Source organism: Alkalibacterium putridalgicola (assembly GCF_040959045.1).
GTDB classification, from domain to species: domain Bacteria; phylum Bacillota; class Bacilli; order Lactobacillales; family Carnobacteriaceae_A; genus Alkalibacterium; species Alkalibacterium putridalgicola.
This window is the reverse complement of sequence record NZ_CP162615.1, coordinates 1,200,487-1,218,641: the sequence shown is the minus strand read 5'-3', so window position 1 is coordinate 1,218,641 and position 18,155 is coordinate 1,200,487. Positions and strand designations below refer to the sequence as shown.

The window sequence follows — 18,155 nt, the reverse complement described above, 5'->3', positions numbered from 1 at the left end:
TCTCAAAAGAAAAGATATCGCTGGGTTTGGGCTAACAGCCGGTATAATAGGAACTCATAGGAAGAACTGTCACTGAATCAGGATTATCATTCGTCATAATGGCAGCCCAAAACTCATCTCTTTGCCGAGTTCTAGATATATGCCTGCCTGTCTTTTTCTAGACAGGCAAAAAGCGAGCCGATTCTGTGAAATTAAGAATCGGCTCGCTTTTTAGATACTAATTAATTCACCCGTACCGTTTCACTGATGTCAAGCATCACAAGATGGGACTCCAGGACAGGCTTTTTAAGGATCGATTCCAATGCCCGCTTATAGAGTGTCAGCTGGCCGCGATACTTTTTGAGCATTTCGTCCCCTGCCATCTGACCTAAATGCGCGACCCGGTCCGTTTTGTAGTCGAACAGAATGATGCCGTCTTCCTTTTCGATATAGCCGTCGATGATCCCGTGGATAAGCACATGATCATCCAGCGCTTCCATATCGTGGAAGATATCCTGTGCTTCCATGAGCAGCGAGAAGGGCACTTCTCGCTTCATGTCTTCAGAGTGTTCAATGATGTACTCTCCAAACGCTGTTTTAAAGAAACTGAGGATCTCTTCTGTACGTATCAGTTTCGCCAGTTCAGGTGTGAACACATTTTCCTTTACTAAACGATTGATGACAGCATAAACAGAAGCACTTGCCGGTTTCTCACTCAAGTCCAGCGTCTGCAGCACCAGGTGAGTGGCCTGCCCCACTTCGGCCGGTGTCGGCTTCAGGTCTTCCTGAATAAAGGACGGCCGGCTCAACTGATCTTCGACATACCGATTGACTTGTCTCGGCTTTGTGACATCGATCTTGACCATTTGACCATCGTCCGGTTCTTCAAACAGCCGCTTAATTTCTGAAACCGACTGATAGCTAGTCGTCTGGGTGGCGATCTGATAAGCATAAGGCTTGTTCATCAGCATGACCGCTTCTTCCACTGCCTGCTTGATTTCTTCATCGGCCTGCGCTTTGATCGTGCCTTCTTTCAGCTTCGGATACCAGTCAGACGTTTCTGATTTCTGATGGGACAGCAAGGCTTCTTCCAGCTCTTCCTGCGAATAAAAATGCACATCAAAGGACGTATCGTAATGATGGATCTCATTATTTTGTGCGGCGATCGAACGTGATTCATCCATCTGTTCATGCCGGATGATACTGAAACCGATCCAGTCCATGAAACCGCGGGCACCCAGACGCATATCAGAAGGCAGGACGCGTTTGGGATGACCGCCGACCAGTCCCCACCGTTCAAGGGCCGCCTCTTCATTCTTGTATGAGCCAACCAGCAGGAGTTTCTGTTCCGCACGTGTCAGTGCAACATAAAGCACACGCATCTGTTCAGACAACAGCTTGGTTTTCTTTTTGTATTTCAGCGCTTTTTCAGGCAGTGTCGTTTTCTTCTCACGTGTTTTCAAATCACGGTACTCTGCCCCTACGCCGTATTCTTCGTCAAAAACCGTCGCCCCCTGCGCATCTCTGACATTGAACTGTTTCGTCATATCCAGCACGAACACGATCGGGAATTCCAGCCCTTTACTGGCGTGGATCGTCATGACGCGAACAGCATTCTCGCTGTCGGAGATTGCCTGCGGTTCCGCCAGGTCCTTGTCTTTCTTCTGCATTTTTTCAATGAAGCGGATAAACTGAAACAGACCCTTGAAAGAGGTCTTCTCATAAGCGGCTGCCCGTTCATACAAGGCATGCAGATTGGCTTTGCGCTGTCTGCCGGAACTCATCCCACCGACATAATGCAGGAAGCCGGTGTCTTCAAAGATCATCCAGATCAGATCGATCAGCGACTGCCGGCGTGACTGTTTGCGCCAGTTCTCAAGCATGGCTAAGAATTTCTGTACTTTTGCCTGCAGTTCGATGTTTTTGATGTCCTGCCAGTCGTCTTTGTCGGCAAACTGTGTCAAAGCGTCGAAGTAAGACGACTGTTTGTTGATGATCCGGATACGGGTCAGCTCCACTTCATCCAAGCCAACGATCGGTGAACGCAGGACTGCCACCAGCGGAATATCCTGCTGCGGATTATCAATGATCTTAAGTATCGACATCATGATCGTTATTTCAGTGGTCTGGAAGTAATTCTGTGTATCTTTCACCGCTGTTGGTATACCCAACTGTTTGAAAATATCCTGGATATCCAGATTGTTTTTCTTTGTCGGTGTCAAAAGGACGATGTCTTTCAGCTCCAACGGCCGCATGACCTGGGATTTTTTATCGTAAACTTCATACCCTTCAGCCAGCATTTCGAGTATCTTGTTGGCCACCATAAAGAGTTCACCTTTAGTTTTCGTATCGATATTGAAAGACGTCGACAAGGCTTCCGGTTCGTCCTCTGCTTCAGACTCTTCTTCTTTCGATTCATAGATCAGGATCTCCGTCTGAAAATCATCAGAATCTGGAAAGGCGGTAAAGCCATTGATCAGTTTTGCCGAATCATCGTAGGTCAGGTCTCCGACTTCTTTATCCATCAGTTGGTCGAACACGAAGTTGGTGAAGGACAGAACATCCTTACGTGAACGGAAATTCTCGGCGAGGATGATCCGTTCACCTGCCTCTTTCGTAGCATAGCGTTCATACTTATCGATAAAGAGGCTCGGGTCTGCCAGACGGAAAGAATAAATCGATTGCTTGACGTCCCCGACCATGAATTGATTCCCATTTCTAGGGTCCGGTTTTGTGACCCATTTGAGTATCTCTTCCTGGATCTGGTTGATATCCTGGTATTCGTCGATCATGACTTCTTTAAACTGATGGCGGTAATGCTTGGCTGCTTCAGAAGCGACTTTGCCCTCCGCGGTCTGCTCTGACAATATCCGCAGCGTCAGATGCTCGAGGTCATTAAAGTCCAGCACTTTCCTGTCAGCTTTGTGAGCCTGATAGCGTTCATAAAAAAGGGTCGCGACACGAGCCATTTCTTCTACTAACTTGCCGACTTTGGACATGTTATCCAGTTGTTCATCCGGAGAAAACGAGAACACATCGTTGACCATGTCTGTATACATATCTTTCGCCTTGTCTCTGAAAGGTTTCATCTCTCTACCGGCTTCTTTCACCGCTTCTGGGGTGTCTTTTTTATTTGGCGCATACCATCTGCTGTGACTGAAAGTTTCACTGAGAGCATAAGCTTCCTGTAGTTTGTTGTCAGTTACAAGTGACTCCAAAGCGTTGATATGAGTGAGATCATCTTCCAATATACCGAGCGTTTTACCGAGTTCTTCTTCGCCAATAGCCATAGTGATTGCATCATCCAACAGTTCTTTGTTGCTGTATAGCGTACTTAAAAGCTGAGCTTTGATGAGCTTCTGGAAAACGAAACTCTGTCCTAGATCATTTCCTTCAACGGCATACATCTGACTCAGTCCCGCCAGCCATTCCAGCGGATCAGGATTGGCCCGTGAGAATTCATACAGTGACAGAATTAGATCAGTCATGCCGTCATCGTTTTTATCACTAGAATAAGCCGCTGCAAGTTCTTCGAACAACTCATTATCATGGCCATATAACTCTTCACGCAGGTCATCCCAGACATCTTCTTTCATCAAAGCGATCTCCGTATCATCCGTCAGTAGTCGGAAGACGGGATCAAAGTCGATCAGGTAATAATAGCGCCGAATCACTTTCAGACAGAATGAATGGAGGGTGGAGATATCTGCATGTCCCAGCATGGGGATCTGTCGGATCAGATGATGTTTCTGATCTACATCCCTGGTCTCGTTTATTTCTTTCTGGATCGCTGACTGGATACGCTGCTTCATCTCTCTCGCAGCTGCATTAGTATAGGTGACGACCAGTAACTCATTGATATCTGTACGACTTTTTATCTTTTCGATCACCCGCTGGACGAGGACGGTCGTTTTTCCCGATCCGGCCGAAGCAGAGACTAAAAGGTTCTTGCCTTCATCATGGATCGCCTGCCACTGGTGATCAGTAAATTGCGTGTTTTCCGGTTTTTCAGGTATGGTTTTCATCCTTCATCATCCCCCTTTGCTGGTTCGATAATCTGGTACTTCAATTTGAGCTTATCGATCAGCTCACTCTGGTCTTTGATCTTAGGCAGATTACGGTAGTAGTTCTGGTTGCCTGGAAGCAATACATCAAACTGGGAGATCGGATGATATTCCCCTCCGACAGTCGTAGGTGTGCGTCCTTTCTTCTCGTAAAAAGGTGCCAGCTGATTTTCACCGGACAGGATCAGGTTACCAGCTTCTCTTATTTTGGTCCGGTGGTGCTTCAAGAGCAGCTCCAGGTCATCCAGAGTAATAAACGAGCCTCGAAGCTGACCTTTCACCAGTTTCTTCAACGGATAGACCAGCGATGATACCCCGTTATCCAGTGTCTTATCTATACTTGAAAGCAGATCATCCTCATTAAGAAGAATGCCTTTCATTTTGAACTGCTTCAGCATTTCTTCCAGCCAGTCCTTATTTTTCACTGAACGTCCGTCAAGCAGCGGGTTTTTAACTTGGGCGTAAAAGGCCCCCGCCGGTTTGGCTTTTCTGCCGAATAATTCTTCAGAATGCTCAACTGCTGTATCCAGATAAGTCAGCAGCTGCATCATGAGACCATGATAGATCTCATCAAATTCGAGCTTTTTATCTCCTGATTTATAATCGACCACACTGATATAGAGCTGATCATCGATCTCCATCGCATCCAGACGGTCGATTTTTCCACGGACATGGAGTTTTCCTCCGTTATTTAAAGGAAAAGTCAGTCCTGGGACGCCCTGTTTGGTTGCAATACGTCCGAAAAGCACTTCCGATTGCTGCGGCGCCATGCGTGACCGGCGTGACTGATTGGCGATCGCCCACATCATCTGTCTGATAGTGTCACTCAACTGCCTGCGGATAAACTTCATCCGATTCGACATGGAAAGCAGCCGGAATTTATTTTTCTCATACAGCTCCTGGAGTACTTCGTCGGTCAGCTCATTGAGTGTCTTGTCATTAAGGTCGCTCATATTCAAGTTCCGGTTCACGATGCTTTTGAATATACTGTCCAGAGCATCATGGAAAAATGTCCCAGTTTCTGCCGGGGTCAGTTCCTGAACGGTCCGTTCTTTCAGTTTCAGTCCATAACGCAGGAAATGACTATAAGGATCAAGGTAAAAACTCTCAAGCTGTGACACAGAAAGGTACAGATCCTTTCCGTATAGTTCCTCCGCCAGTTCGCGGTGGAGTCGTTTAGGTACATTAGAATACTCCAGACTACTCAATATTTTCCGTTCGATCGGATTCGCGTCTTTAAAGAGTGACTGATAAAGTTTTATCCAGAAAAGTGACGGCTGATGTTCTTTGTCGATCCCTTCCCGTAAAACATTCACGAGATGCCCCATCGTCTCCCTGCGCGACCCTACAAAGGAAAGGAGGGTCTCGAATGATTCCTCTGTCAGGCTCCCGGGTTCTGCTTTGATCTGTTTTACTGGAACATTCAGATGACGGCTGATCCGTTCGATGTACGGACTCAGCTGATTGTCTCCGGACCCGTCATTCTTGACCGGATAACTGAAAATCAGTCGCTCGGAAGCATTCATGAAAGCTGTGTAAGCTGCAAAAGGTTCACTCGCCAGGCGCCCGCTCGTTGTCGGTGCTAAATACTTGTCGTCCGGTAAGTAGACCGATAAGGCTTCTCTGTCTTCGTCCGTCAAAATGGAGTCATTTTCCTGGCTCATAGGCAGCTGGGTATCGGTCATGCCAAGAATGAGCACGACTTTTTTCGTGTTGATCCTTGATTTATCGAAGTTAGTGAACATGACCTGGTCGATGCTCGGCGGCACGATGCTGTAAGTCGCCTGTTCGAATCCTGTTTCCAGAATAGACAGGAAAGAATCCATATCCCACGGTTCATCGCCTAAGACATCGACGAATTCATCAAGGAGCTGGATGAATGTCTGCCAGACCTGTTCGTGCTTTCTGGCATTTTCCAGTTCCCCCTGCTCGATCGCCTGGTCACGCCAGTACAGCAGCTGATCATTGAAGCCCTGCTCATCAAGGAACTGGTACAACAGGCGGGCAGCCTCGCGGTTTGTTTCTATCTTTGACAGCCGCTGATAAAACGGCAGCAGGATATCGCGGACTTGATCTTTAGCCGCGTTGGCCTGACGCTGCATCTGTTTGTCCGCATCCAGCTGTTCATCCATTTCTTCCAGATGGAAACGGGCATAGATCCACTCTTTGTCTTCGACCCACTCGCGTCCTTCATAGCCATAGGCCAGCATGACGTTCTCTAGAATATCCAGTCGCGTACGCCACTCTTCTGCTTTGTCGTTCCAGAATGCCAGTTTCTCTACGTTGTCTTTCGGCAGCTGTTCGTTTTCGTTCAAAGGAATAAAGAGCTCGGTTTTTAAGAACCTCATGATATCATCATAGCGCCAGTAGCGTTTGTGTATCAGGAACAGACTTTGTATCGCCTCGACTAGGGCATGGCCTGACATGTGATCGGCCTGATCCACGAACAATTCGATCTCATTTTCAGCAAAGGTCGCTTCCAGCATCCGCTTGTAATCGTCCAGCACACGGGACACCACCAGGATGTCTTTGTATCGGTAGTTGTCTTTAGCAACCAGCTGTTTTATCGTAGTTGCCGCATGCAACACTTCGGCCTGTTTGTTCTCTGCCGCCCTTATTTCAATGCATTGATCCATAGGAACATCTTGAGGCAAGGTCTTCTCCGGTGACAGGTCAAAACTGTCGACCCAATACTCTTCCAGTACATTCAGTTCACTGCAGTGCTCACTGCTGGCTTCGTTCAGTACGACATCATGCTGGATCTGAAGACGCCGTTCACGTGCCTGCTGGTACAAACGATAATAGGTCATTCCGGTTTCATAAAAGAAGTCAGTCAATTCAGGCGGTTCGACCGCATGTTTTTTATCCAGGATCAGTGACACTTTGACATCCTGTGCCTGCTCGACGAGTTCAAGGATCAGGGCCTGTTCCTGTGCGGAGAAACTGTTGAAATGTTCGATGATGATACGCGTTTGAGACATATCTCTCTGTTTCACTTCCTGGATCAGTGCCTCAAGAACATCTTCTTTCTCGATATATTTCCCGATGAGCTGATCCATGAATGCTTCGTATAATCTCTTGATATCTGTCAGTTTAAGTCTCAGGTCGCTGTTCCCTGCTTCATCTGACCATTCATGTATGAAGAGCTCTTCCAGGTCTTCAGGATGGACACGTCCATTTCTCATTTCCATAAATAAGGTCGTGGTTTTATCCACGAATCCCTGCTGATGGCTTTCACCTCTGAATATGGTCAGGTCTTCTTCATTTTCTTTCAGTATCTTGCGTATAAGCATGGACAGTCCAGTCTCTGTTAACTGCGAATGGCTGAATATGGCCGTGTCCTGAAGATAATACCAGGCCAGTCGACTGAAACTGAATACCTGCAGATTGATCATCCCGGCATACTGTTCATTCCTCTCCTTGTCTGACTGAGTGGTTTTGATGTATTCCAGGATATTCATCTCAGACTCAAATTTGATGTGATCCGGGACGAGATAAAAGACCTGGTTATCACTGTCTTCACGGGACCATTCCACAAGCTGACTGTAAATGTGTGCTTTCTTGTTTGTATGTAACCGTCCCAAAATAAACTGCAAACTCATATCAACACGCCTTTCTCTATCCTGATGGGTCTTTTTAATGGCAGATCGTCCGATTCATAAAAGCATAAAAGAAGAAAGGAAAGAAAGCATCTCGGCTTTCGATCCTTTCGATCCGTTATTAAGCTTATTCAGCTGCCAGACGTGCGATTTCAACAAGGACATCTGTCGCTCTTTCCATACTTTCAACAGCCACAAATTCGTAACGGCCATGGAAGTTTTCTCCACCGGCAAAAATATTCGGCGTCGGCAGACCCATAAATGAGATTTTAGAGCCGTCCGTCCCGCCTCTGATCGGTTTGACGTCGGGTTCGATATCCAGGTTCCTCATGGCTTTATCAGCCAGTTCGACGGGTCGCATGTCTTTTTCGATGACTTCACGCATATTGTAGTAAGAATCTTTCATGATCACTTTGACACGTTCTTCTTCAAACGGCGCATTCAAGCGGATCGCGATATCACGCATCAGCTGTTTGCGTTTGATGAACAATTCTCTGTCGTGATCACGGATGATATAGTTCATTGACGCCCCCTCCACTGTTCCTGTTATTCCCAGGAGATGGAAGAAACCTTCTCTGTCTTCTGTTTCTTCAGGGACATCCTGACTAGGCAAAGCTTCGTCGAAAGCAATAGCCAGTTTCAGTGCGTTGACCATCTTTCCTTTAGCTGTACCGGGGTGGACGTTCTTCCCTTGGATCAGGACATTGGCACCAGCGGCATTGAAGCTTTCGTACTCCAGCTCGCCGACCGGTCCGCCGTCGATCGTATAAGCAAAATCTGCGGCAAAGTGATCCACGTCAAATTTGTCTGCGCCGACACCGATCTCTTCGTCCGGCCCAAAGGCGATACGGATCTTGCCGTGCTTGATGTCCGGGTTATTGATCAGATGTTCCATGGCGGCAAAAATTTCCACGATACCTGACTTGTCGTCGGATCCAAGCAGCGTCGTTCCATCCGTGGTGATCAGTGTCTGACCAATGTAGTTGTTCATATTCGGAAAGTCCTTCGGTGACAGTTTCACGCCCATTTTTTTATTCAGGACGATCTCTCCGCCGTCGTAGTTCTCATGGATCTGAGGATTCACGTTCTCAGCATTGAAGTCGGCCGTATCCATATGGGCGATGTAGCCGATGACCGGGACATCATTGTCCGTGTTTGACGGCAGTGTGGCTGTTACAAACCCGTTTTCATCATTGTACTCGACTTCTTCCATACCGATCTCTTGTAAATCTTTCATCAGTTTCTTGGCAAATTCGACCTGTGACTGAGTTGAGGGAACCGTTGTTGATGAGCTGTCTGACTGTGTTTCGATTTTGACATATTCTAAAAAACGCTCGACTAAGTTCTTGTACATTTTATCCCGCCTCTATTTGATATAAGTAAATACGTCTTTCTGTGTTTCTGCTTTCAGTATTTCTATGTCCCACTGGTTTTCCTTTTTGCACTGATTCAGGTACTCATAAAGTTTCGGTACAGCGATGGCTTCCATGTAATGGCCGGCATCGATAAAGTCCAGACCGTCCCTCAGCATGTCCTGTGCACCATGATAGGAAATATCTCCCGTCACATAAAGTGTCGCCCCTTTGTTGAGCGCTTCTTTATAGTATTTTTCACCGGATCCTCCAAGGACCGCTATTTGGGTGTGTTTTCTGTCTGCATCCACCGATCCGTATCTCACGCCGTCAACGTCAAACTGCTCGTTCACTTTCTCAGCAAGGTCCGATGCGGAAAGAGGTTCATTCAGATCACCCACACGACCAAAGCCAAAGGGCTCCGACTGATACTCGAGCGTAAATATATCGTACACCGGTTCTTCGTAAGGATGAGCGGCTTTCAATGCCGCGATACTTTTCATGACATCAGCGTCTTTGATCATCATTTCTATGCGCTCTTCATGGATGCGTTCTTCTTTACCGATCTCGCCTTCTGTCGGGTCTGCGCCCTCCTGCGGCGTAAAACGGCCATAACCACTCAGCGTATAGGAAACGTCTGTGTACGCGCCGATTTTACCGGCTCCGACTGCATGGAGAGCTTTGCGGACGTTATCTGACGCGTAATCCGGAACATATACAGCCAGCTTCTTGAAACCGCGCTGCACACTCACCGACATGACGCGACGGCCCGTTTCTCTGATACCTAAGCTGTCCGCCAGCCAGTCGTTCATCCCGCCGGCTGCCGCATCCAGATTGGTATGGGCAGAATAGACGGCAATATCGGATTTGATCAAGTCGATGTACTGTTTTCTTCGTTCATCTTCCTGATTCAGTGTTTTCTGGGAAGTGAAAATAGCCGGATGATGGGTCACGATCAGATCAGCCTGTTTCTGCTTCGCCTCTTCGATCGTATCTTTATCCACGTCCAGAGCGATGAGCACACGTTTGACGCTCTGCTTTGTGCTTCCAAAGGATAAACCGATGGGGTCCCAGCTTTCAGCCAAGTCAGGTGGTGCTAAGCGATCGATTTCCGCGATGACATCTGAAACACTCACGTTACTCACTTGATCATCTCCTCGATTAAATTCAGCTTTTTATTCAGTTCTTCTAGTTTTTCTTCATCTTTTTGTTCAGCTTTTTCCATCTGCCCAATGACATAAGCCGTTTTTTTAGCTTCACTTTCCCATTTAGCTATGAAGACGGGCGATTTTTCCTGACGAAGGAATGGTCCGAACAACAAGTCTTTCTCGTTATAAGCCGTTTTTTCATCTGCCGGTTTCGCTTTAATGATCTCATAGCGCTTACCGTTTTCCTCTAAAATCGTTTCAGCTGTGATGGCATAAGACTCTCTCATCAGATACTCGCGGACTGTTTGTTCGTTCACATTCGGCTGAAGGATCAGCGTTTCCTGTCCCGTTCGTTTGCGCAGCTGCTTGCCTTCTTCAAGGATACGCACGATCAATGGTCCACCGACACCTGCGATCGTGATGGTGGTGATATTGTCAAAGTCATTTAAGACTTGGAGCCCATCGCCTAAACGTACACTCACGGTTTCTTCCAGGTTCAAACTGGACACTTCATTTACGGCATTCAAAAAAGGTCCTTCGACGACTTCACCTGCAACAGCACAGTCGATCTGTTTGTTCTGTGCCAGATAACACGGCAAGTAGGCGTGATCGGAACCGATATCGGCAAGTCTTGCCCCTTTGTCAACGCAGTCGGCTACGATTTGGAGCCGTTTGGATAAATTTACTGAATTCATAGGTCACCTCTTATATTCTACTCTCTTTATTTTACCAGTTTTTCTATAGAATTGAAAAGAGAGACGTATCTTTTTACAGTAAAGTTGTTTAAGTAAAAAAGTCTATTGCCTGTTTCTCTCATCAGGCAATAGACTCCAAACACTAGTTAGTGACTATTATTTTTTGTAGGCATCCATATCGTCATCTTCTCGTGAGAAGTCACGTCCATCGGTCAGCGGATCATTGATGTCTCCACTCGTATTGTGATCTGTTTTAGTCACATCACGTTTACCGCCACTTGGATTGACTTTCGTGTCAGGCTCTGTGTCTCTGACACCTTTGTAATTATCCAGATTATTTTTCTTTTTAGTCGTATCACTCGTATTCATGTTAGTGGTCTCGTTATCAAGATCATTGTCTCTCACTGAATCTTCAGTCGTCGTCACAGGTGTGGTTTCAGGTGTGCCATGGTCAAACTCTTTATCGCTGTCTCCGACATTTCTGGCAGCGTTGTATCTGTTCAAGTCCTCACCGTTGTAGCCGTCCAGCACAATGACGACTTTGCCATTCTTTATATCGTCTCTGTATGGATAAAGCAGATCGTCTTCCTGATTATAGGCTTCATTTCTTTTCCGTACATCGTGATCATAAGTGTCTGATGAAAACGCATCTTTGATCTGTTCCCATAAGGACTGATCATCTTTATTCGTTTCTCTGGTTTCCCTTGTTGGGGCCGTATCTGCTTCGATGTTAACTGCCTCATAATCACTCTGGGTTTGGGTCACGTCTTCATTTGCATAAAGAATAATATTTTCTTTCTGATAACCTGCATCTTTCAGCTTGTGGACAACATCCAAAGCCTCGTCACGTGTATCATATGTTCCGACAACTGTTTTATTTCTCTCTTGCATAACGATTCCTCCTATTGTGAATTTAAGTAAGGCCATCTCTTTTCCCACTTGACTTCATTATAAATCACGACTAATTATAATTCTAGAAATAGCACTCATAACAACGTTCAAAAAGGCTGACCCGTTAATATAGAGCAAAAAAAGTCTATTACCTGCTGATCTAAACAGCAGGTAATAGACAAGGGGGATCTAGTATTTATCTTTTGTAGCGGTCTCTGGTTTCATCAGCGCGATTGAATTCTCTGTTCTCTGTTGTTATATCTTTGTTCAGATCGGTCGACCGCCCTGTGTCGGAAGGCATGGCTGACGTGTTGCCCGGGTCATCGATATCGCCTGTATTAGAAGGCATGGCAGATGTGTTCCCGGCGTCGGCAGCTCTTTCTGTCGGCTGACCGCGATAGTTTTCGACCGCCACAACAAAATTCCCATTGGCAATGTCATCTCTGTACGGATAAAGGAAATTGTTATCCTGGTTATACGTGTCTCGTTTTTTCTCGGTTTCGTGATCGTAGGTCTCTGTCACAAACGCATCTTTGATCCTGTCCCATGTGGACTGGTCTTTTTCATCTTTATACTTTTTCGTTTCTGCGGTGTCATCCGGATCGACCACCACGTCATGGGCTTCGTAATGCGTCAGGGCATTAGACTGTTCTTCATTGGAATACAGGATGATATCGTTTTTTGGATAACCTTCATTTTTCAGTTTGCTGACAACATCCAGCGCTTCATCTTGAGTGGGATAGCTGCCTACCACTGTTTTGTTCGAATTTACCATCAATATGACCTCCTGTGAAATTTAGATTGTGCTTTGTGTCTCTATACTCATTATAGGAAGTTTATACATAAATTAACAGTTATACGCCTTTACCCTGCCGGAAATTTAGTCATAATAAGTCGCTGAGGTCCGTCCTTTCTGTTTGAAGTTGTTCTTAAGAATGTGTCTCATTCGTTTAGAGCCGATTCGTTCTCCGCACCATTCACTTGCCACCGCCGTTGTCAGTGTCTTGTCAGGAAACAAAACTTTTAAGTCACCGATATTCTTCAGACAGATTTTTTCTATCGTCGTTTTTGTCAGACACTGACGGCACTGACTGCTTCTTTGGGTCAACTTTATGTCCGGGCTCCCGCATGCCACACAGAACACGTTTTTCTTTAGTGAAGGAAAATCATAAGCCGGTAATTCTTTTTCATAAGCAGCTTCTGTCGTGTGCATTTTCATTAACTTCTCCGCCAGCAAGTGATGTTCTTTTGATATATGGGTCATCTTTTTGCTGATCTCTGATAGGTGATTTATCAGTTGTCCTGAATAGATAAACGCATCGTTTATGTCTGCGTTATAAAGAAAGAAGGATGGGTTCACAAATACCGCTTGTCCCATAAGGTTTATTTCCACATTAAGCGTATGGAATAACTGTTTCAATTTGATCAATGAGCGATCGAGCTGTGCCAGGGGGTTCAACACCTCCTGACCACTCAAAGTAAGTAATCGGCCTGACTGGATCTTATAGTTGCCTTTATAATTCTTCACTTCATATATCCTTACCCCTTCGGCAGTGATCATTAACGTATCGATCTGAATCGTTGTCCCGTTTATGACTAGAAGTAAGTCGTTAAGAACAATACACTCTCCATTAATTTGTGTTTTAACTAGTGCATCAAAAGACCTTTCCCCCTCCAGCCCCTTTTCAAGATTATACAGATAGCGCTTCTGGTCGATCGGCAGATCCATGCGTTTATCCAAGAGCTGCAGATGATGCAGCAGCTTTGACTTCTCGCGTTCTTTTAATATGTCCATTATATTCTCCTCCTTGTTTATATATATTTACCAAAGAGAAAAAAACTGATGAAATTTGTCGAATTTTTTTAAGAAGCGCAATAAGCATACGGATTTTTACGTTAGGATCGTCCATTTACAGTCTACTGAGTGAACGTTGTTGGGTCGGTTTGACTAATTGAAAAAGTTTTCGACCAGTCAAGTTTATTCCCCTCTAAGTTGGCTCTATATCCCTGTTGTTGTGCCCTTTCAACGCCTGAAAACGAGTGAGCGGGCAGTACCGGGACGATATAGTGACCAGTCAAGGCCTATTCATTTTTCGGTTGTCAATCGAATGGTGTTCTGTTTACCACCGAAATTACAATATCTGCTGACTGGGCACTATTGGCCTCATATAAGTCAACCCCAGTCTCTATAAAATCATGAGCAGATACAAGTGACCCCTTATAGTGACAAGTCTGCTAAAAAACAGTGTCGGGTAGGTAGAAGTTATTTTCTTTAAGCCATCTGATTATCCCTTCTAAGCTGAGTAGGCAGAAATTCACTCGCTATTTTCAAAAACGGTTGAGATAAGTACCTATCAGGTCCTGATCAGGCGCTCCACCTGATCATTCATCTTTGCTTCAAGCTTTCATGAGGGACATACGCGCTTCAAGGCGCGTATGGTCATATCAGATCTATGCAAGGCTGACGAAACGGGACGTTCAGCCCGTTTCAACAGACACAAAAAGACCGCATGATTTATGTAGATCACATAAACCACTCGGTCTTCTTTAAAGTATTGAGTTAAACGCTGACTAAAAGAAGCTTATTCTTCGTCAGAGTCGTCTTCGTCTTCACCGATAACTTCTGGTTCAGGCATTTCGTCGTCAGCAGTTGGTTCAGGCTCTTCTTCGATTTGAGGAGCTGAAACAGATACCACTGTTGAGTCTGTGTCTGAAAGCAATTCGATGCTGTCGTCGATTTCGATATCAGAAACGTGTTTCGTGTCGCCGATTTCCATTTCTGAAACGTCAACAGTAAATTCTGAAGGAGCTTCAGCAGGAGCAAGGCTTACTTCTAATTCAGAGATAGATTGTGATACGATACCTTCTGAAATGGCTTCTTCACCAGTAATATAAACTGGGATCGTCATGTTGACTTTCTGACCTTTAGTAAAGGCTAATAAGTCAACGTGATAGATTTCAGGTTTCAACGCAGCGTTGGTTTTTTCTTTAACGAATACGTGGTATGTGTCTCCGTCTACTTCAACGTCGAATACACCGTTTGATCCTACTTCACGTAGAGTCATTTCAAAGTCTTTTCTGTCTAATAAAACAGATACAGTGTCTACTTCTCTTCCGTAGATCGCTGCTGGGATCTTACCTTCTTCTCTTGCTCTTCTTGAAGCAGATGTTCCTGTTTCAGTACGTTTTGTCGCTGTTAATTTCATAAAATTTTCACCTTCCACGATTTTATTTTAAGTAAATAGCATATTTCATTAACTGAACAAGCCAGAAATTAGTATACCAAAATTGTGAACAGATTGCAAAGAAAAGCGACAAGAACTTTTACTTTACAGTCGATTTTCCGCTTTTCCTGCTTCTCTGTCGGCACATTTCTACTCTAAAAAGTCTTTCAATTGTTTAGAACGACTTGGGTGACGCAGTTTTCTCAGAGCTTTCGCTTCGATCTGACGGATACGCTCACGAGTAACGCCAAAGACCTTGCCCACATCTTCCAGTGTACGCTGACGGCCGTCGTCCAGACCGAATCTCAGGCGCAGGACATTTTCTTCACGGTCAGTCAAGGTGTCTAGAACGTCTTCCAGTTCATTCTTCAAGAGTTCGTAGGCCGCATTGTCTGCCGGACTTGTGGCGCCATCGTCTTCAATGAAGTCGCCCAAGTGTGAATCATCTTCTTCACCGATCGGCGTTTCAAGTGAGACAGGTTCCTGAGAGATCTTCAGGATATCTCTGACTTTTTCAGTCGGCAGGTCCATTTCTGCACCGATTTCTTCAGGTGTTGGTTCACGACCCAAGTCCTGAAGCAGTTGTCGCTGGATACGGACAAGCTTGTTGATCGTTTCGACCATATGCACTGGGATACGGATCGTACGGGCCTGGTCGGCGATCGCACGGGTAATGGCCTGTCTGATCCACCATGTCGCATAAGTGGAGAACTTGAAACCTTTCTCATAGTCGAATTTCTCAACGGCCTTCATCAGTCCCATGTTACCTTCCTGGATCAGGTCCAGAAAGCTCATTCCACGACCGACATAACGTTTGGCAATAGATACGACCAGACGCAAGTTGGCTTCTGCCAGTTCCTGTTTCGCCAAGGTGTCACCTGCTTCGATACGCTTAGCCAGAGAGACTTCTTCGTCCGCTGACAACAGATCGACGCGCCCGATTTCTTTCAGGTACATGCGGACAGGGTCATTGATTTTCACACCAGGAGGAGCGATCATTTCTTCTTTTTTCGCCTTTTCAGCTTCTTTTGCTTGTTTCTCGAGTTGTTTGGTTAACGGATTTCCCTCTTCGTCCACAACACCGATACCTTCATCTTCCAGTTTCTGAACCAGATCATCCATCTTTTCTTTTTCCAGTCCGAAAGGTTCCGCTAGTTCATCTGTGATCTTGACGTAGGAAACGGTCTGCTCTTTCTTCTTCTTCAGGTCTTTGATGAAACGGACGACCGCAAGTTCGTATTTCTCTTCAGGCTTTTTCTTGTTGTTCTTCGTTGTTTTTGCCATAAAATGACATGCCTCCTGATTTAGTCTATTTATTTTTTAATTGACGGTATAAGTTGATGATCTCGATACTTAAGGATTGCTGTCTTTGCTTGTCTCCACTGCGCTGGGCATCGACCAGTTCTTCCCGCTTGTTTTTGATGCGGTCTTCAAGTGGCTGACGGTTACAGATCAGATTCAGGTAATCTTCGATCTCACCCGGCGCGATGTCTTCAGATAAAGACAGCCACATGATTTCAGACGCCCTGCTCTTCAGTTTTTCATCCGGCAGAAAGTCGATAAAAGACTGCACATTCGGATGGTCATGCGAATGATAAAATTCCTCGTAGAGAATAAATAAGAGCTGATTTGATTCGATCGAGAATGCGAGTTCTTTATCCAGAGCATTCAGTTTCGGCCAGACGTCATTATTGGTGAACAAGCGATGCAGCAAGGCGTTCTCAGCTTTCATGACTGCTGTCTGCTTCGGTTTGTTCTGACGGAGCACAACAGTCGGATGCTCAGGAACAGGTGTCTTTGTCTGTTGCCTCTCACTGCGTTTTTTCTGCTGTTTGCGCCGCTCTTTCTGGTTTTCGACGATATGTCCGTGCATCTGCTCTTTCAAAGAGTCAGTGGACAATTCGAAGGTTTCGGCCAGCTGATTGAGATACATTTCCCGTTCAACAGCCGATGTGACCCGTGTCAGTTCATTTAAAACCGTATCGATATATTTCAACCGGTCACTTTCATTATTTAAGTTGACTTCTTTTTTGTGGTATTTCATCAGAAAGCTCATCAGTGTATCCCGGCCATGTGCCAGGAAATCCTTGAAGGCTTCTGCTCCTCTTTTCTGGATAAAATCATCAGGATCCATTTTTTCCGGGAAAGCTGCGATCTCGATAGAGAAATGCGTTTCATTGGCGATGAAATCAGTCGCTCGTTTGATTGCTTCAAGCCCTGCCGAATCACCGTCATAGGCGATCACGACATGATCCGTTACTTTATCGAGCGTGCGGACCTGTTCTTCTGTCAGGCTCGTCCCCATCGTTGCCAGACCGTTCCTCACACCTGCCTGCCAGGCTGAAATGACATCCATAAATCCTTCAAAAAGGAGGACTTCCCCTTCACGACGGATGACCGGCCGAGCTTTGTCATAGTTGAACAGGACGCGGCGCTTGTTGAACAATTCCGTTTCCGGACTGTTCATATACTTGGCCGTCCGCATCTGTCCGTCTTCATTATCCATAAAGGCACGTCCCGAAAAGGCAACGGTATGTCCTTTGGCATCTTTGATCGGGAAAAGGATACGGTTAGTGAAACGATCATAAAATTTATCATCGTCTCTATCTGAAAACAGGCCTGATTTCTTCAGGATCTCTGTTTCACTTAAGTCTTCGTTTTCCAGATACATCTTTAAAGATTCTCTCTGAGGGGGAGAAAATCCGATCTTGAACGTGTCAATACTTTCTTCAGTCATGCCTCGGTCCAGCAGATACTGGTAAGCCGCTTCTCCGGCTTTTGTATTCACAAGAACATGATGATAGAAGTGTTCCGCTTTTTCATAGACCGAAAGCAGTTTCCCTCTGGTCGAATCCGCATTCGGCCGGTTCTGTGCGGCCTGATCGAACAGTGTCTGGTCGACAGGAATATCCGCCAGGTCGGCAGTTTTTCCGACCGCTTCGACAAAGGAAATACCTTCGATCTCCTGAAGGAAACTGAAGACGTTCCCGCCTCTGCCGCAGCTGAAGCAATGGTAGATCTGTTTCTTTTCACTGACTGAAAAGGATGGTGTCTTATCATCATGGAAAGGACAGGATGCAAAGTGATTCTGTCCTGACTTTCTTAACTGAAGATATTGAGAAATGACTTGAACAATGTCTGTCTGTTCTCGAATAGAATTAATTGTTTCATCAGGTATTCTACTCATTCTTCATCCCCCTTCG

General features: G+C 45.7%; 11 protein-coding genes. All 11 read right to left on the bottom strand.

The window, feature by feature from the left end; all coding sequences use genetic code 11:
- Window positions 1-221: 221 nt before the first annotated feature.
- The 11 genes from addA to dnaG all read right to left on the bottom strand — a co-directional run bounded on the left by addA (window position 222) and on the right by dnaG (window position 18,139).
- Window positions 222-4,004: a helicase-exonuclease AddAB subunit AddA gene (gene addA / locus AB4027_RS05690; protein ID WP_368646357.1), complete on the bottom strand. Its 3,783-nt coding sequence runs from the start codon at window positions 4,002-4,004 to the stop codon at window positions 222-224.
- Complete coding sequence (locus AB4027_RS05685) at window positions 4,001-7,645, bottom strand: PD-(D/E)XK nuclease family protein (RefSeq protein ID WP_368646356.1); 3,645 nt, start codon at window positions 7,643-7,645, stop codon at window positions 4,001-4,003. Before AB4027_RS05685 ends, addA begins: the two co-directional genes overlap by 4 nt.
- Window positions 7,646-7,769: 124 nt before the next feature.
- Entirely contained in the window at window positions 7,770-8,996 is a 1,227-nt protein-coding gene (gene pepT / locus AB4027_RS05680) for a peptidase T (protein WP_368646355.1), read from the bottom strand.
- 12 nt (window positions 8,997-9,008) lie between these two features.
- The gene (locus AB4027_RS05675; protein WP_368646354.1) at window positions 9,009-10,139 is read right to left on the bottom strand and encodes a Nif3-like dinuclear metal center hexameric protein; all 1,131 of its coding nucleotides are present in this window, start codon (window positions 10,137-10,139) and stop codon (window positions 9,009-9,011) included.
- Window positions 10,136-10,837, bottom strand: a complete 702-nt coding sequence (locus tag AB4027_RS05670) for a tRNA (adenine(22)-N(1))-methyltransferase TrmK (RefSeq protein WP_368646353.1) — start codon at window positions 10,835-10,837, stop codon at window positions 10,136-10,138. Before AB4027_RS05670 ends, AB4027_RS05675 begins: the two co-directional genes overlap by 4 nt.
- Window positions 10,838-10,993: 156 nt before the next feature.
- Window positions 10,994-11,728 carry a general stress protein gene (locus tag AB4027_RS05665; RefSeq protein WP_368646352.1) on the bottom strand — a complete coding sequence of 245 codons (735 nt, stop codon included), beginning with the start codon at window positions 11,726-11,728 and terminating at the stop codon, window positions 10,994-10,996.
- A gap of 196 nt (window positions 11,729-11,924) precedes the next feature.
- On the bottom strand, window positions 11,925-12,503 hold the full coding sequence (locus AB4027_RS05660) for a general stress protein (protein WP_368646351.1): 579 nt from the start codon (window positions 12,501-12,503) through the stop codon (window positions 11,925-11,927).
- Window positions 12,504-12,608: 105 nt separating this feature from the next.
- The gene (locus AB4027_RS05655) at window positions 12,609-13,523 is read right to left on the bottom strand and encodes a nuclease-related domain-containing protein (RefSeq protein ID WP_368646350.1); all 915 of its coding nucleotides are present in this window, start codon (window positions 13,521-13,523) and stop codon (window positions 12,609-12,611) included.
- A gap of 787 nt (window positions 13,524-14,310) precedes the next feature.
- On the bottom strand, window positions 14,311-14,934 hold the full coding sequence (locus tag AB4027_RS05650; RefSeq protein ID WP_368646349.1) for a 50S ribosomal protein L25: 624 nt from the start codon (window positions 14,932-14,934) through the stop codon (window positions 14,311-14,313).
- Between the two features lie 168 nt (window positions 14,935-15,102).
- The gene (gene rpoD, locus AB4027_RS05645; RefSeq protein WP_091487258.1) at window positions 15,103-16,236 is read right to left on the bottom strand and encodes an RNA polymerase sigma factor RpoD; all 1,134 of its coding nucleotides are present in this window, start codon (window positions 16,234-16,236) and stop codon (window positions 15,103-15,105) included.
- A 25-nt stretch (window positions 16,237-16,261) separates the two neighbouring features.
- A complete protein-coding gene (gene dnaG / locus AB4027_RS05640; protein ID WP_091487256.1) occupies window positions 16,262-18,139 on the bottom strand; it encodes a DNA primase in 1,878 nt (625 codons plus the stop codon).
- Window positions 18,140-18,155: the final 16 nt, after the last annotated feature.

What these genes read in the sequence shown, in the direction of transcription:
- AB4027_RS05685 (WP_368646356.1), bottom strand. Translation starts at nt 7,645, where the DNA reads ATGAGTTTGCAGTTTATTTTGGGACGGTTACATACAAACAAGAAAGCA.
- AB4027_RS05660 (WP_368646351.1), bottom strand. Translation starts at nt 12,503, where the DNA reads ATGGTAAATTCGAACAAAACAGTGGTAGGCAGCTATCCCACTCAAGAT.
- addA (WP_368646357.1), bottom strand. Translation starts at nt 4,004, where the DNA reads ATGAAAACCATACCTGAAAAACCGGAAAACACGCAATTTACTGATCAC.
- AB4027_RS05665 (WP_368646352.1), bottom strand. Translation starts at nt 11,728, where the DNA reads ATGCAAGAGAGAAATAAAACAGTTGTCGGAACATATGATACACGTGAC.
- AB4027_RS05650 (WP_368646349.1), bottom strand. Translation starts at nt 14,934, where the DNA reads ATGAAATTAACAGCGACAAAACGTACTGAAACAGGAACATCTGCTTCA.
- dnaG (WP_091487256.1), bottom strand. Translation starts at nt 18,139, where the DNA reads ATGAGTAGAATACCTGATGAAACAATTAATTCTATTCGAGAACAGACA.
- pepT (WP_368646355.1), bottom strand. Translation starts at nt 8,996, where the DNA reads ATGTACAAGAACTTAGTCGAGCGTTTTTTAGAATATGTCAAAATCGAA.
- AB4027_RS05670 (WP_368646353.1), bottom strand. Translation starts at nt 10,837, where the DNA reads ATGAATTCAGTAAATTTATCCAAACGGCTCCAAATCGTAGCCGACTGC.
- AB4027_RS05655 (WP_368646350.1), bottom strand. Translation starts at nt 13,523, where the DNA reads ATGGACATATTAAAAGAACGCGAGAAGTCAAAGCTGCTGCATCATCTG.
- rpoD (WP_091487258.1), bottom strand. Translation starts at nt 16,236, where the DNA reads ATGGCAAAAACAACGAAGAACAACAAGAAAAAGCCTGAAGAGAAATAC.